This window comes from Exiguobacterium sp. s133, from assembly GCF_018618595.1.
Taxonomy (GTDB): domain Bacteria; phylum Bacillota; class Bacilli; order Exiguobacteriales; family Exiguobacteriaceae; genus Exiguobacterium_A; species Exiguobacterium_A oxidotolerans.
On record NZ_JACSMK010000011.1, the window covers coordinates 14,267 to 29,316 of the forward strand.

The following is a 15,050-nucleotide window of genomic DNA, read 5'->3' on the forward strand; positions in this document are numbered from 1 at the left end:
TACAGACTACTAGAAAAACGAACGAATGTTTGGAAAATCGGCGTTTTTCTATATGAGGTGAAAACTATGGCGACAGATTTAAACAATTATAATGACGATGCCATCCAGGTGCTCGAAGGACTCGAAGCTGTCCGGAAGCGCCCAGGTATGTATATCGGATCGACCGATCATCGTGGACTCCACCACTTGGTGTATGAGATCGTCGATAACGCAATCGATGAAGCCCTTGCCGGGTTCGGGGAACAGATCGATGTCACGATCCATAAAGATAACGCCATCACGGTCCGTGACCACGGGCGCGGGATGCCGACGGGAATGCACGCGTCGGGGAAACCGACGGCAGAAGTCATCTTCACCGTTCTCCACGCCGGCGGAAAATTCGGTCAAGGCGGTTATAAGACATCTGGTGGATTGCATGGTGTCGGTGCCTCCGTCGTCAATGCCTTATCCACAGACTTGAAGGTGACGATTTATCGTGACGGAAAACAGTTCGAGCAAACGTTTGAAAATGGCGGAATGCCTAAAACGACGTTACTTGAGACGGGAGCGACGCGTCAAAAAGGAACGGCTGTCTATTTTAAGCCGGATGCGAAAATTTTCAGTACCTTGACATACAACTACGAAACGCTCGCTGAACGTCTTCGTGAATCCGCTTTCCTCTTAAAAGGCTTGAAAATCACGTTGACGGACGAACGGTCCGACAAAGCAGATGTCTTCCAATACGAAGAAGGGGTCAGCGAGTTCGTCGGTTATTTGAACGACGACAAGGATGTCCTGCATCCGACGGTCGCGTTTGAAGGCGTCGAAAACGAAATCGAAGTCGATATCGCGTTCCAGTTCACGGACGCCTACTCGGAAAACGTCCTGTCGTTCGTCAATAACGTCCGGACGCGTGACGGCGGAACCCATGAAGTCGGTTCGAAAACGGCAATGACCCGCGTTATGAACGAATATGCCCGTAAAAATAGTTTATTAAAAGAAAAAGATAAAAATCTCGACGGCAATGATATCCGGGAAGGCTTGACGATGATCGTCTCGATTCGGATTCCGGAAGAATTCCTCCAGTTCGAAGGACAAACGAAGTCAAAACTCGGTTCTCCTGAAGCACGGACGAGTTGTGACGCCGTCATCAGCCGCCGTCTGTCGACGTACCTCGAAGAAAACCCGCAAACGGCGACTTTGCTCATTAAAAAAGCCATTCGTGCGGCACAAGCTCGCGAAGCAGCCCGCAAAGCCCGGGAAGAAGCGCGCAACGGCAAGAAAAAGAAACGTTCCAGCATCTTAAACGGGAAATTGACACCGGCCGCTTCAAAAAACGCCGACAAAAATGAATTGTTCCTCGTCGAGGGAGATTCTGCCGGCGGTTCTGCGAAACAAGGACGGAACCGGACGTTCCAAGCGATTTTACCGTTACGCGGGAAAGTCCTCAATACGGAAAAAGCGAAACTCGCGGACATCATGAAGAATGAAGAAATCAACATGATCATCCATGCGATTGGAGCCGGGGTCGGGGCAGATTTCGACCTGTCCGACTGTAATTTCGACAAGGTCATCATCATGACCGATGCCGATACCGATGGGGCCCACATTCAAGTCCTCCTGCTGACGTTTTTCTTCCGTTACATGCGTCCGTTGATTGACGCCGGAAAAGTCTTCGTCGCTTTACCTCCGCTGTATCGTGTCTCGAAAGGTAAGGGGAAAACGGAGAAGTTTGAGTATGTCTGGGATGAAGACACACTTGCGAAAACAACGAAAAAGTATGGTAAAGGCTATATGATCCAACGCTACAAAGGACTTGGTGAGATGAATGCTCCTCAACTTTGGGAAACGACGATGGATCCTGAGACCCGGACTTTGATTCGCGTCACGATCGACGACGCCGCCGTTGCTGAAAAACGTGTTTCCGTCTTGATGGGCGATAACGTTGGCCACCGCCGGTCATGGATTGAAGATAACGTCGCGTTCGGACTCGCGGAAGACATCTCAATCATTGAAAACGAACACGTGACGAAAGCGAGTGTGACAAAGCATGTCTAATTTACAAAACATCTTAAATTTATCGCTCGAACAGGTCGTCGGTGACCGGTTCGGACGTTATTCGAAATACATCATTCAAGACCGGGCTTTACCGGATGCGCGCGACGGGCTCAAACCCGTCCAGCGGCGTATTCTCTATGCAATGCATACGGAAGGGAATCTGTATGACCGTGCGTACCGGAAGTCTGCCAAGACGGTCGGGGTCGTCATCGGCAATTACCACCCGCACGGCGACTCGTCTGTCTATGAGGCGATGGTCCGCTTGAGTCAGGAGTGGAAGTTACGGTACCCGCTCGTCGACATGCAAGGGAATAATGGATCGATCGACGGCGATAGCGCGGCCGCGATGCGGTATACGGAAGCGCGTCTCTCGAAAGTCTCAAGCTTGATTCTAGACGGCATCAATAAACAGACGGTCGATTATACCCTCAACTTTGATGATACGACGGAAGAACCACTCGTTTTACCTTCGTTGTTACCGAACTTGTTGATGAACGGCTCGACCGGGATTTCTGCCGGATACGCGACAGAGATTCCTCCGCACCACGCGGGCGAAGTCCTCGATGCGGCAATCGGTCGCATCTCAGGCACGGTCAATGACGTCAACGACCTGCTGACACACATGCAAGGACCTGATTTCCCGACTGGTGGCGTCGTGCAAGGGCTCGACGGGATCAAAAAAGCGTTCGAAACAGGACGCGGGAAAGTCATCATCCGGTCGCGGGCGACAATCGAGACACTCCGCGGGGGACGTCAGCAAATCGTCATCACGGAACTGCCATACGAAGTCAACAAAGCAAATCTCGTCAAACGGATGGAAGAATTACGCCTCGACCGTAAAGTCGAAGGAGTGGCTGATGTCCGCGATGAAACGGACCGGGATGGACTGCGTGTCGTCATCGAACTGAAAAAAGAGGCTGATGCAGAGGGGATTTTACATTTTTACCTCAAACAAACCGACCTCCAAGTCGCCTATAACTACAATATGGTCGCCATCCATGAGCGGACACCGCGTCAAATGGGTGTGCTCGCCTTACTGGATGCTTATTTAAGCCACGTCAAGGAAGTCGTCATCCGCCGGACAACGTTTGATCTCGATCAAGCGAAACGCCGCCAGGAAGTCGTTTCTGCCTTGATGACAGCGATTTCCGTCCTCGATGAGACACTTCGTCTGATTCGGGCTGCGACGAACAAAGCGGAAGCAAAAGAGAACCTGATTGAACGGTTCTCTTTCTCGGACCGCCAAGCGGAAGCCGTCGTCATGCTCCAACTGTATCGCCTGACAAATACGGACATCGTCGAATTGCAGGAAGAGGCTGAAAAACTCGAGAAGGAAGTCACGCGTCTCGAGAAAATCTTGAACGATGAGAAGACGCGGAACCGCCTCATCATTAAAGAATTGAGCATCTTAAAGGATCAAGTCGCGGATGAACGCCGTTCGACCGTCGAAGCTGAGGTCGAAGAACTGAAACTGAAGACGGAAGTCATGATCGCTGTCGAAGAAACGATGGTCTTCATGTCGAAAAACGGCTACATCAAACGCTCGTCGCTCCGGTCATTCGGTGCCTCGAACGACCTCCCGGAGATGAAGGAACAGGATCGTCTGCTCTATCAAGGGCAAGCGATGACGACCGATCACGTCATCGTCTGGACGATACGCGGTAATTACTTATTGATTCCGGTCCATCAGCTCCCAGATACGAAATGGAAGGATGGCGGACAACACGTCGCCAATCTCGTACCACTCGAACCGGGCGACCGTGTCCTCTCGATTGATCTCGTCCGGACGTTCGACGAAACGTCACATTGTCTGTTCGTCACTCGCCAAGGAATGGTCAAACGATCGAAACTGAGCGATTACAATGCCCAGCGGAAGTCGAAACCATTGCAAGGCGTCCGCTTAAAAGCAGATGACGAGGTCCTCTATGCTGCGGTCTCAACTGGCGAGAAACAATTGTTCCTCGCAACGCAAAACGGCTTTGGTCTTTGGTTCACGGAAGACGATGTACCGGTCGTCGGCGTTCGGGCAGCAGGTGTCAAAGCCATCAACCTGAAGGATGATGATGTCGTCGCAGGGGCGATTGCCTTTATGCAAGCACCGAATATCGTCTTACTGACACAGCGGGGTGCCTTGAAGAAGATGCGCCTTTCGGATCAGTTCCAAATCACGAATCGTGCCTTACGTGGTCAGCAATTGTTGCGTGATTTAAAATCAAAACCGCATCAGGTAGCGGCGTTACTTGATGTCACGAATCAAAAAGAACTCCTTTTAATCGGAAAAGAGCAGGCAAAATCGATTCAAATCGGTTCCTTGTCTTATCTCGATCGCTTATCGAATGGTTCGTTTGCGTATGATGAAGAAAAATTCGGTCCACTCGTTGACTGGTATACCGTTTGACGGTCAGACGTCCCTCACGATGAAGCGTGGGGGACGTCTTTTTTTCTGTCTTTTTGTAGGAAATGTCGTCTTTTTAATCATTTTTTTAGATTATTTCCACAAATTATCGGTGAATCTTTAGTTTACAAATTGAAAGAGTGACCAATAACCGCTACAATAAAAGAAAATGGTCAGGTCAAGCATGTCACATCAGACGCGAAGCGGTTCGAAGCGTAGCTTATATGTATTTCTCAAGCAGCTACGGATCCGTCCTTAGCTGCTTTTGTGCCATCTGCCTAACTGGAGAGGTGATGAAGATGAAATTCAGACGACGCGAAAAAGTAGCAATCTATATCACACGGGAACAACCAGAGGGATGGGAACTACTTGTTTTTCATCCACAATCAGCTCCAGATAGTGACTGGCAGATTCCTGCCGGGACGATTGAAGACGCAGAAATCGCCAAGGAAGCAGCCGTCCGCGAGACGTTGGAAGAAAGTGGTCTATCACTTGCGACCGTTCAATACGTTGGCGAAGAAGAGATGCGTTACCCAGAGCGGATGCGGGTCCATTACACGTATTTCTATCATGCCCATATCGAATGCCAAGAAAACAGATGGACGCATTGTGTTGCGGGTGACGGTCAAGATTGCGGTGATTTTTTCCATTTCGCCTGGTTGCCGCTTGATCGCATCACACAGCTCGAACGCCGGCATCATATTTTTCTTGATCGGCTCATTCATCGGTTGGAACGTAATCAACCATATGATTGTCGCAAACACGGCTAATGTCGTGTTTTTTGTTTTGTCTCACTATATTGAGTTTACCTTACTTATGAGACAAGATTATTTAACTATTGATAATATATGTTATGTTAACTAACAAAAAAATAATTTTTTTGCATGTCCCCCATAAAAAATAGTCAGTTTGCCCCTTTGTTTTTTACATCCACCCCTGTTACTCTAAATACAGTAACAAATCACTTGTTACCTTTATGTCGGTAACATTACGGTTGTAACCGGATTATCAGTAACAAAGGAGGAATTTGATGCAAGCCGTCGCCATTTCATTTGACGTCAAAAACTCACGCACTTTTCCGCACAAAGAAGAATTATTGCAGACACTCCGGACGTTAGCGGAGCAATTAAATGATCAGTTTAAAGACGCACTCGTCCCATTTCAAATCAAGTCTGGAGACAGCTTACTCGGTGTTTTCCAAAGCTACCCAATCTGTTATCCTGTTTTACTCGAACTCGTTAATAGTCCGCTCGACGGTTATGTCGGCGTCGGATTTGGTCAATATGAAACGCTTTCGACGACAGAAGCCGACGAAGCGAACGGTAGCGCCATCATTTTTGCCTTCCAAGCGCAAGAGGCGGCCAAAAAATCAGACAATCAAATCGTTTTCGCCGGCCCCCCTTATTTCCCGGCTGCTTTACTAACAGGCTATGTCGATATGCTGTATCCCGCTTATTTTGGGAAAACAGATCGTCAAGTCGAGCTCCATACACTGATGGACCGATTCCCGGACGCAACGTATGAAGAAATCGGACTAAAAATGGGTTTTCAAGAAAAAGATGCCCGAATTAACGTCGCGAAACTTGTTGCCCGCTCGCAACGTAAACAACGGAAGCAACTCGAAACGGCTTTTATACAAGCGCTCGAGCAACTCCAGGTCTGGGAGGCGATTGGATGAATTTACTGTTGAGCCTTCTGATTGCCCATCTCATTGCCGATTTCCCGCTGCAAGGTAAACGGATCGCGGAGCACAAGCACCGGAAGCTTCGCCCCCTGCTCGTCCATCTCGGGATACATAGCCTCTGTACAGCGGCTGTCTTAAGTTATTTTTACCTGACCGGACAATTCGAGCTCGCAAGTGCCCTGTATCTCTTCAGTGCGATTATCGGATCACACGCCGTCATTGACCGCTCGCAACTTAAGCGGATCATCAAACCGGCACCGGCTTTTTGGATTGATCAACTGTTACATATCGGCATCATCATTGGTCTGATTGCGGTGATGTTCCCAATCAGTTGGCCAAGTGCTATCACCCTCTCCTTCCAAGTGCTTTGGATCATCATGTGGAGCCTGGTTGCGACGGAACTGGTCGGACGCGGCATCGCCCCCTTGCTGCTACCGTTCGCTCCCCGATTGATTGAATCCCATTTCGAGCGGAAAGTGACTCGTAAGGAACAATTGAACGGGATCAGCCGTTCCGTCACCCACGAGGTTGAGGATTCGGCCCGCAGTTACACGACAGAGATTAATGGCGTTGGTCGCTATATCGGTCTCGTCGAGCGGGCAATCATCGTTATTCTCGTCGCCGTCAATGCGGTTGGTGCAATCGGCTTCATCATCGCTCTCAAAGCATTGGCGCGGTTCAAGCAGTTTGAAGACCGCCGTTTTGCGGAATATTATATCATCGGCAGTTTACTTAGTATTTTGAGCGCACTCCTCTGCGGAATCGCCATTCGCTTCGTATTATAGAACGAGAAAGAAAGTGAGGTGAGACGGCTTCCTGGCTTTACCAGAAAGACCGTCGAACAAAAATGAAAACGATTGGATTAGTCAGACACCACCGGGTCACAGAAGGATATCCGACGAAAGGTTGGATTAGCGCTTCCGATATCGAAGCTTGGATTGAACGGTACGATAGCTCGGCGATCGATGTCAAACCGGTCGAACTCGGACAGACGGACTGGACGATCTGTTATGCGAGCAGTATGCCGCGGGCGATCCAGACAGCGGAGAGTGTCTATGAGGATGAGATCATCGTGACCGACCTTTTACGGGAAGTGCCGTTCCCGACAATCAATTCCCGGATTCGCCTCCCCTTCCTCGCCTGGGCGATCATCGGTCGGCTTGTCGCTCCGTTCAGCAAACGGATTCAGGCGCAGATTAAAGATGCCAACCAACGCATTGAAGTGTTGTTGAATCAATTGGCGTTCGAGAATAATGAACGCGTTCTCCTCGTCGGTCACGGCGGAATGATGTTATTGATGCGCACGGCACTGAAAAAACGTGGTTACACCGGCCCCCGCTTCCGTCACCCGCGCAACGGGATGCTCTATCAATTTGAAAAGAGTGAGGTTAGACGATGAAATGGGCTTCGACGATTCTGCTCGCCCTCGGTCTCATCATCATTTTCTATATGACGCGGGAGGACGAAGCGCTACGCACCGACCGCGCCGAAACGACGGTCTCGGTATACGGATTTGATGTCGGACAAGGTGACAGCACCTTCATCCGGACGAAGACGGACGCGATTTTGATTGATGGTGGCAACAATGGGAAAGGAGATGACGTTGTCCGCTACTTAAAAGCGCTTGGGGTGAGACGCATAACAGCCGTCATCGCGACCCACCCTGACGCCGATCACATCGGCGGACTCGACACCGTCCTTGAAGCATTTGATGTCGACCAAGTCTACGCCCCGCGTGTCAATCACACGACCGATACCTATCGTGACTTTTTGCTTGCTGTTAAAAATGAAGGGGTGACAATCAAAACGGCGAAAGCCGGCGTCGTCATTCCGAGTGAATCAGCCGATTTTGAGATCATCGCTCCTTTGACGGACGGGACCCGTGATTTAAACAGTTGGAGTGCCGTCCTGAAGATGACGCACGAGGAGAATACGTTCCTCTTCATGGGGGACGCGCCGACTCGGACGGAGCAACAATTACTAACAGCCGGAATTGACGTCAAGGCAGATGTCTTAAAGATTGGTCATCACGGTGCCGATACATCGTCGTCGATTCCATTTCTGCAAGCGGTCCACCCTGAACGTGCCTTAATTTCAGCGGGAGAAGGAAATGCCTACAACCATCCCCGGCCGATAGTCATGAATGCCTTAGCAGCAGAGAGCATCACAATCGACCGGACGGACCGGATGGGGACGATTGAATACACATCGGATGGGATGGCGATTACCGTCACAAGTCGCAAAGACTTCCGTCCGAACTAAGGAGGCATGACGATGAAGATGACGGTCACAGCTTTTGAGGAGGCATTCGCCTTGTGTGAGACGGAAGCACGGGAAACGATTCAACTCCCGCGAGAACGACTGCCGGTCGCAGCAGAAGTCGGCGATCGGCTGGAATGGCAAGGGCGCTCGATCCGGATTTTACGTACCGAGACGGTGGCGCGTCGCCAGGAAATCGACCAGTTGATGGATGAACTGTTTGAGGATTGACGCAGGAAGCAGACACAGCGTGTCTGCTTTTTTACGGATTAATGGAATTATTTAGAAGGAATATCGAGAATTACTGGCGGTTTTATCTGAATTTTCGTACACTTTAGTGAGAAGAAGAAAACAAGGGGGAATTATTTTATGTTTCAACAACTACGTACATCCTTAAAACAATCCGTCCTCGGGCAGGACCATGTCATCGATCATCTGTTGATCGGCATGCTCGCCGAAGGACATGTCTTACTGGAAGATCGACCGGGTACCGGCAAGACGACACTCGCTAAGGCATTGGCGCAGTCGCTCGATGCGAAGTTTTCCCGTGTCCAGTGTACAGCCGACACGCTACCGACCGATTTACTCGGAATGGAGTTGTTCAATCCGTTGACCGGCTCATTCGAACAACGATTCGGTCCTCTGTTCGCCAACATCGTCCTCGTCGATGAAATCAACCGGACGACCCCGCGCACCCAGTCAGCGCTCCTTGAAGCGATGGCGGAAGCACAAGTCACAATCGGTGACACGTCCTATACGTTACCGCAACACTTTTTTGTCATCGCGACACAAAACCCGTTCGATGGACAAGGAACGTTCCCGTTGCCTCAAGCTCAGCTCGATCGTTTTCTGTTCAAACTTTCGTTCACGCCGCTCGACCGGACTGCTGAAAAAGCACTTTTGCGGGGCGCGCATCTCGAGGCGATGGATCTTCATCTCCCACTCGAGCAATTGAACGCCTGGAAACAGGAAGTCGCAGCCGTAACCATCGAAGATACGGTCGAGGACTACCTCCTTGATGTATGTGACGCCCTACGAGCGCACCGTGACATCGAAATCGGTCCAAGTCCGCGGGCGACGCTCGCCTTGCTGAAAGCGGCAAAAGCACGCGCCTGGATGCATGAGCGGAATTACGTGACGCCGGAAGATATCAAGAGCTTGGCCACCCCCTTGCTCGCCCACCGTCTCGTCTTGACCCTTGAAGCGACGTTAAAGATGACGAATGAACGACTCGTCAAACAAACCCTTGAATCTTTGACTGTACCGACTGAGGTGTAACCATGCAATTGATTACACCTAAAGCATTCCATCCCATCTTCTTATTTCTCGTCGGGGTAAGTGGTGTCTTTTGCGCCCTATATGGTTCACTCGTCCTCGCCAGTCTATTCGTCGCCTATGTCCTCTACGGCTGGTATATGCCGAAGTGTCTCGAATACTTAGCTAATCAGATCGACGTCCGACTGGTCGAAACGACACGTGCCTTTCGTGACGATGAACTCGCCATCCCGTTTGCTTTAGAAAACCGGGCAAGGTTTCCGCTCGGTAAACTCACTGTATCCGGCTTGCTCGGGGATCAGGTCCGAATCGATGGTGCAGGCAGTCAATTTTGGCGGCATCATCTGTTCGTCGGTAAAAATCAAATCGTTCCGTTCGAAATTGACGTCATCGCCGCACATCGCGGAACGATTCGGATTCAGTCGTTCGATGTGATGATTTCAGATCCGTTCCATACGATGACGGTCTACTTGACATTACCGATTCAACAACTCGGGCATGTCTTCCCGGACTTCGCCCCTGCTTCCGTCGAATGGAACGAACGGCAAATCCCCGGTGAGACGGTTGATCGGTCGAGCCCGTTCTCGGACCGATCGAGCTTTCATTCCGTCGTCCCTTATGCGGGAGACGCCAAGACAATTTACTGGTCAGCATATGCGAAGACGAGCGAACTCTATTCCTATCAATACGACCGTGTCCGGAATCATGATTATGCCGTCATCATCGACGGTCTGTCCGGTGACGGATTGTCCTTACGGAGTGACTTTGAAAAACTGCTGTCCCGTGGTGCGACAATCATCCGGGAACTTGAAAAACAAGGTGCCTCTTACAGTCTTTGGATTTCGATGGTCAATCGGGATGGTCAGTGGTATCATGTTCCGTCCGGAAAAGGAAAGGAACAGTTTTTACGGACGATGGAGTGTTTGGCGCGCCTGTCAGAGTACGACTTACCGCTTGAGCGCCGCTACTTCATGAAACGTCTCCAACGGGCCGTCCCGTCGACGACTGCCGCGATCCACCTCGGTCATCGGCAAAAGGAGGTGAGCGCATGATGTTGCTTTGGTGGTTACTCATCATCAGTCTCTTACAGACGATGGCACTCCCGTTGCTTGCCTTTGCGCTGCTTGCCGTCCTACCCGTTCGGAAAGTCCGGATTCTTCTGCAAGTGATTGCTGCGCTCGCCCTGTTTTATGTATCACCATTGATCAGCATCTTCTTATTGTTAGCGACTGCGATCGGTGCCTTCCTCGAGACGATCGAACTCGAGTACCGCTTTGCTTTGACGGGTGCTGTCTTCGTCGGGATTTGTTTCTTGTACCCCGGACTGACACCACCGCTCCTCGCCTATGTCTTGCTTGGTCTACTCGTCCTGACGCCATTCTTAAAGCGACATTTCGTCGAGTGGCGCCGGATTTTGACGAGCGTCACGCTCGCCTTCGGACTTAGCTTTTTGCTCGTTTTCCTTCTTCGCCTGATGAAGGAAGCATTGTTCGGATCCGTCGCAAATTTAATGCGCCCCGCCTTCGAGATATTCGGTTCACTCTTTACGTGGACGATTCCGCTTTCGGAAAAGGTCGATGAAAAAATGCAGACTGGTGCAAACCTCGGCAACATGGAAGCGGTCGAACCCATCAAACAAGGGGCAATGAACGCCGCGACGGTCCAGGTGTTTAATTATGCCGCCCTCGGACTGGCTCTCCTCGTCGTCGGACTGATGTTCTATTTCCTCCGTAAACGACGCGTCGTCACGGTGGAGCAGGACGAGATCGTCCGACCAACCGCCAAAAAGCGGACGAAGGTCGCGAAAAAGCACAGTCAGCATCCGTTGCTCCAACTCGCCTCGCAATTGGAGCAAGCCTTTCCACGCAAACGCGATGAGACGACATACGAATGGCTTGAGCGAATCACCTTCCCGGAAGTCGAACGCAATGCCCGCTTGATCGACGGAATCGAGTTTAGTCAAAGTGAACCCGCCTATGATTTACAAGTTTTCCGTCGTCAGGTTCGGGAACGTATTGAACAATAAAAAAAATCTCCATCTCTGTAACAGAGATGGAGATTTTTCATTTAGTTGAATCAATTTTCGATGCTTTACGTGCGATGACGACGATAAAGACGATTGCACCGACAGGAAGCACTAACGGCATCCAGTCGAGGATATACTGTGTGTTCATGGTATCCCCCCTTATTGGCATGAGCTATAAGCGTAGCATATTCCAAATAACGGGATGATGCAAGTCTCGTTACAGCCGTGGTAAGACCGAATAAGCGATTGAATAATACAGTAAAATACTCGTTGCAAGCGAATAGACGACAAGAATTACCGGGATATGTTTGAGTTGACCACGACGTTTAAAGAGACGAATCGAAAAGACTGTAATGGCTAGTGCAAAGAGTGGACTAAAACCAAAAATGACGATATCCATCGTTTCTAATAGTTCTTCCGCAAAAAGTAAGTTAAAAGCGAAAATAAACAATAAGTACCAGGAAGTATAGGATAGACAGACGAAGAATAGATACAATAGTCCATCCATCCAGCCCCGTGTACGGCGATTTTCCATCTGTTGCATGACGTTCCTCCTACATAAGTATCAGATACCCTTAATAGTAGACGGAAAAGATACGCGAAAATATTCAAATATGAATATACGACAAAAAACGACAAAAAGTGTCCTTTCACTTGCAAGGACACTTTTCGCAGCGTTAGTTTACAACAGAACTTTCCTGATAGATTCGCGCCAACTGAAGGACCTTCTCTTTAAAGGTTTCACGACGGATGCTCGGTTCGATGATTTCAGCTTGGTTAGCAAATTGAATCAACCATATCATGAAGCCTTCCGAGAAGAGGGCACTGACTTTAACCTCGAACCATTCCTCGTCGATTCGTCGACAGCGGATATCCGTCCCGAATCGATCGACGACCGTCGGCATGACGCTTTCGTGAAATTTTAACGTCAGTTGCTCATCTTCCCCTCCGTACATGTTGAACATGTTACTCAAGTAGGAAGGATCCACCTCGACCGGAGTCTCTGCCGGTTCGAATACACTGCACTGGACGATCCGGTCGACACGATATGTCCGAATCTGCTGGACACGTTCATCACGACCTATTAAGTAATAGTTCCCGTTATCGACAATTAGGTGCGCTGGTGTGACGAGATAAAAATCACCATCTCGGCGGAGCTCGAACTTCCGCGTCCGTTCATTAAACTTCCCTTGGTACTGAAAGCTGATGATTTCTTGTTCCGTAATCGCCTTTTGAATCGTATCGATCGAGAACGGAATCATTCCTTTTGGTTTTTTTACCGTATGGATGACGGGGTTCAACGTCTTCGCCAACCGCTCGCTCGTCAATGATTGAATCGTTCGAACAAGCGCCTTCGTCTCACTTTCCGAAATGAATTTCGCACTTGCAATCGCGTCGACGAGTAAACGCAACTGGTGATGCTCAAACCGCCGGCTGACGAGATGATATGGCGTCGCCAGTCCATTTTTCGTCTCTTCTTTGACGACATCAAACCCTGCTTTCGCGAGGGCCTCAATATCGTCCTTCAGCGATTTTCGTGATAATTTTTCAATCAATCCTCGTTTTGATAAAGCGATACTCAAGTCTTCTAACGTCAAGGTCTCCTCTTCGTCCGAGTATTTTTCAAAAATATCCCGAACAGCCAGTAAGCGATCACGGTTTGATAATTTTTCAGTAGGCACGGTACATCCTCATTTCCTATCGTTACGGTATTTGATTATACTTCGAGTATACCGTAAATAAATAATAATATTAACAATAAATTGGTAAAATTTATATCGTTAGGAGAATTTGGATGCATTTGATTGGTGAATGGAAGGAACAACAATTTGATTACCGGGATAGCGGAACAGGTCCCATCATTTTGTTAATCCACGGTACACAGTCCGATTACCGGGAAATCTATCATGTCGAAAAATTAATTCAAGCCGGGTACCGCGTGATTGTCCCGTCACGTCCCGGATACGGAAAAACCCCGCTGCGGTTAGCGGAGTCTCCTGTCGAGCTAGCTACGTTCTATAAAGGTTGGATGCAAGCACGTGGTTTTACGCGCTATACCATCTACGGTATCTCAGCAGGCGGTCCGACAGCAATCGCCCTAGCGAGCCAAAACGATGCTGCTTGCTCACTCGTTTTAGCGTGTGCGATGTCTCATCAAATTTCACTTCCATACCAGAACGTATTGATTCAACCGCTCTTGCAACGTCCACTCCACTTCATTCAGTGGGTATTATGGACGTATGTTAAAGATAAGTTAAAAAAATTTCCTGAAGAGGCGTCCGTCCGGATGGTCGAAATGACGAGCCTGTTGCAACGTAGTGACATTCGGTCACTCTTGACGCATGAGGATGAACGCTTATTGTATGCCGTCGGACTACAGAACGGTCCCGGGCGCGGCGTCTTGTTCGACATCACTCAGCAGCTTGAGCGACAGACACTCGAAACGGTCAGCTGCCCAGTCCTAATCGTCCATTCACAAGCCGATCGCGCTGTCCCGTTCGAGCATGCCCGCTATACGCAGCGTCTGATCCCCCATGCCCAGTTCATCGAATCGAAAAGTCCGGGTCATTTGATTTGGATTGGTCCTTCAGCACGACGAGATGAACGAATGATTGAACGCTTCATCACATTAAATCACCTGTAAACGAACATGTAGCTTCATTTTTTCATTTTCCTCGACAATCGAGATGATTCCCCGGGCCGTCAATTCGTCGATCGCCTGCTCCGTCCGTTCTTCGTTCAAGCGGGCACAGCGGGCGATTTCTGCGATGCCCATTCGACAGGACAGTTGATTCGCTTTGATTTTCGACGAAGGTTTGGCAACGGACCGTTGCAACAAACGCCAAAAGACATGACGGGCGTCGTCCGATAATGCATAGGCGTTCTTTTCAATGACAGGGGGTACATACCGAATGTCTTCACGGATTCGACGAATTAAGTACAGGCTGAGCCATTCCTCGAGTTCAGCTTGAATCCGGAAAAATTCAAACCACCAAAGTTGATCAAGTGCTAGTTCCTCATCACGGCTGAGCATCCAGCTCGGTGGGATTTGATCAAACTCCTCTTCAAGCCAGTCCTCATAATCAAGTGCCGTCTCATAGAGGACTTGCGGCGAAATTTGAGCCAACGATTCCCGTGATTTATAGATATCAAAGCTCATCCGACGAAAATGTTCGACGGACGCTGCGACTTGACTGAGATGAACGAACTTTTTCGTGATGAGACGAGCGAGACCGTCTAAATCATGGTGCATCACATAAAGGTGTTTTTCTAAAGCAATCAAAATACTTCTTTCCATCAGACGTATCCTCCTCTTTTCCTGGTGTGCTGATAGTCTTTTTCCGCAATCCCGGTTTTCAAAACCATTCTTAGAA

General features: G+C 49.5%; 15 protein-coding genes. 12 read left to right on the forward strand and 3 right to left on the reverse strand.

The window, feature by feature from the left end:
- Positions 1-66 precede the first annotated feature (66 nt).
- From parE to KNP96_RS13290, 11 genes are all read left to right on the forward strand, one after another.
- Positions 67-2,037 (forward strand): DNA topoisomerase IV subunit B, encoded by a 1,971-nt coding sequence (gene parE, locus KNP96_RS13240; protein ID WP_088837167.1) that lies wholly within the window; start codon positions 67-69, stop codon positions 2,035-2,037.
- Entirely contained in the window at positions 2,030-4,435 is a 2,406-nt protein-coding gene (gene parC, locus KNP96_RS13245) for a DNA topoisomerase IV subunit A (RefSeq protein WP_214771053.1), read from the forward strand. The genes parE and parC overlap by 8 nt, the downstream gene beginning before the upstream one ends.
- A 296-nt stretch (positions 4,436-4,731) precedes the next feature.
- Positions 4,732-5,202, forward strand: coding sequence for an NUDIX domain-containing protein (locus KNP96_RS13250; protein ID WP_235195152.1), 471 nt, complete (start codon positions 4,732-4,734; stop codon positions 5,200-5,202).
- Between the two features lie 260 nt (positions 5,203-5,462).
- Complete coding sequence (locus tag KNP96_RS13255; RefSeq protein ID WP_214771056.1) at positions 5,463-6,110, forward strand: hypothetical protein; 648 nt, start codon at positions 5,463-5,465, stop codon at positions 6,108-6,110.
- Positions 6,107-6,901: a DUF3307 domain-containing protein gene (locus KNP96_RS13260; protein WP_214771059.1), complete on the forward strand. Its 795-nt coding sequence runs from the start codon at positions 6,107-6,109 to the stop codon at positions 6,899-6,901. The genes KNP96_RS13255 and KNP96_RS13260 overlap by 4 nt, the downstream gene beginning before the upstream one ends.
- A gap of 62 nt (positions 6,902-6,963) precedes the next feature.
- Positions 6,964-7,515, forward strand: coding sequence for a histidine phosphatase family protein (locus KNP96_RS13265; RefSeq protein ID WP_029330219.1), 552 nt, complete (start codon positions 6,964-6,966; stop codon positions 7,513-7,515).
- Positions 7,512-8,378, forward strand: coding sequence for a ComEC/Rec2 family competence protein (locus KNP96_RS13270; protein WP_214771062.1), 867 nt, complete (start codon positions 7,512-7,514; stop codon positions 8,376-8,378). Before KNP96_RS13265 ends, KNP96_RS13270 begins: the two co-directional genes overlap by 4 nt.
- Positions 8,379-8,390: 12 nt before the next feature.
- Positions 8,391-8,606 carry a DUF3006 domain-containing protein gene (locus KNP96_RS13275; RefSeq protein ID WP_157898482.1) on the forward strand — a complete coding sequence of 72 codons (216 nt, stop codon included), beginning with the start codon at positions 8,391-8,393 and terminating at the stop codon, positions 8,604-8,606.
- 138 nt (positions 8,607-8,744) lie between these two features.
- A complete protein-coding gene (locus KNP96_RS13280) occupies positions 8,745-9,653 on the forward strand; it encodes an AAA family ATPase (protein ID WP_029330224.1) in 909 nt (302 codons plus the stop codon).
- Between the two features lie 2 nt (positions 9,654-9,655).
- The gene (locus tag KNP96_RS13285) at positions 9,656-10,702 is read left to right on the forward strand and encodes a DUF58 domain-containing protein (protein WP_214771065.1); all 1,047 of its coding nucleotides are present in this window, start codon (positions 9,656-9,658) and stop codon (positions 10,700-10,702) included.
- Positions 10,699-11,676: a hypothetical protein gene (locus tag KNP96_RS13290; protein WP_251132167.1), complete on the forward strand. Its 978-nt coding sequence runs from the start codon at positions 10,699-10,701 to the stop codon at positions 11,674-11,676. The genes KNP96_RS13285 and KNP96_RS13290 overlap by 4 nt, the downstream gene beginning before the upstream one ends.
- 217 nt (positions 11,677-11,893) lie before the next feature.
- On the opposite strand, the gene KNP96_RS13295 is transcribed toward KNP96_RS13290, so the two are convergent.
- The gene (locus KNP96_RS13295) at positions 11,894-12,220 is read right to left on the reverse strand and encodes a hypothetical protein (protein WP_088837175.1); all 327 of its coding nucleotides are present in this window, start codon (positions 12,218-12,220) and stop codon (positions 11,894-11,896) included.
- Positions 12,221-12,353: 133 nt separating this feature from the next.
- A complete protein-coding gene (locus KNP96_RS13300) occupies positions 12,354-13,358 on the reverse strand; it encodes a helix-turn-helix transcriptional regulator (protein ID WP_214766137.1) in 1,005 nt (334 codons plus the stop codon).
- 113 nt (positions 13,359-13,471) lie between these two features.
- On the opposite strand from KNP96_RS13300, the gene KNP96_RS13305 reads away from it, so the two are divergent.
- Positions 13,472-14,320, forward strand: coding sequence for an alpha/beta fold hydrolase (locus KNP96_RS13305; protein WP_214771068.1), 849 nt, complete (start codon positions 13,472-13,474; stop codon positions 14,318-14,320).
- Here KNP96_RS13305 and KNP96_RS13310 read toward each other — a convergent pair.
- Positions 14,306-14,974, reverse strand: coding sequence for a hypothetical protein (locus tag KNP96_RS13310; RefSeq protein WP_088837178.1), 669 nt, complete (start codon positions 14,972-14,974; stop codon positions 14,306-14,308). The two genes, KNP96_RS13305 and KNP96_RS13310, sit on opposite strands and share 15 nt — an antisense overlap.
- Positions 14,975-15,050: the final 76 nt, after the last annotated feature.

Coding starts and splice junctions, on each gene's coding strand:
- parE (WP_088837167.1), top strand. CDS start 67: ATGGCGACAGATTTAAACAATTATAATGACGATGCCATCCAGGTGCTC.
- parC (WP_214771053.1), top strand. CDS start 2,030: ATGTCTAATTTACAAAACATCTTAAATTTATCGCTCGAACAGGTCGTC.
- KNP96_RS13250 (WP_235195152.1), top strand. CDS start 4,732: ATGAAATTCAGACGACGCGAAAAAGTAGCAATCTATATCACACGGGAA.
- KNP96_RS13255 (WP_214771056.1), top strand. CDS start 5,463: ATGCAAGCCGTCGCCATTTCATTTGACGTCAAAAACTCACGCACTTTT.
- KNP96_RS13260 (WP_214771059.1), top strand. CDS start 6,107: ATGAATTTACTGTTGAGCCTTCTGATTGCCCATCTCATTGCCGATTTC.
- KNP96_RS13265 (WP_029330219.1), top strand. CDS start 6,964: ATGAAAACGATTGGATTAGTCAGACACCACCGGGTCACAGAAGGATAT.
- KNP96_RS13270 (WP_214771062.1), top strand. CDS start 7,512: ATGAAATGGGCTTCGACGATTCTGCTCGCCCTCGGTCTCATCATCATT.
- KNP96_RS13275 (WP_157898482.1), top strand. CDS start 8,391: ATGAAGATGACGGTCACAGCTTTTGAGGAGGCATTCGCCTTGTGTGAG.
- KNP96_RS13280 (WP_029330224.1), top strand. CDS start 8,745: ATGTTTCAACAACTACGTACATCCTTAAAACAATCCGTCCTCGGGCAG.
- KNP96_RS13285 (WP_214771065.1), top strand. CDS start 9,656: ATGCAATTGATTACACCTAAAGCATTCCATCCCATCTTCTTATTTCTC.
- KNP96_RS13290 (WP_251132167.1), top strand. CDS start 10,699: ATGATGTTGCTTTGGTGGTTACTCATCATCAGTCTCTTACAGACGATG.
- KNP96_RS13295 (WP_088837175.1), bottom strand. CDS start 12,220: ATGCAACAGATGGAAAATCGCCGTACACGGGGCTGGATGGATGGACTA.
- KNP96_RS13305 (WP_214771068.1), top strand. CDS start 13,472: ATGCATTTGATTGGTGAATGGAAGGAACAACAATTTGATTACCGGGAT.
- KNP96_RS13310 (WP_088837178.1), bottom strand. CDS start 14,974: ATGGAAAGAAGTATTTTGATTGCTTTAGAAAAACACCTTTATGTGATG.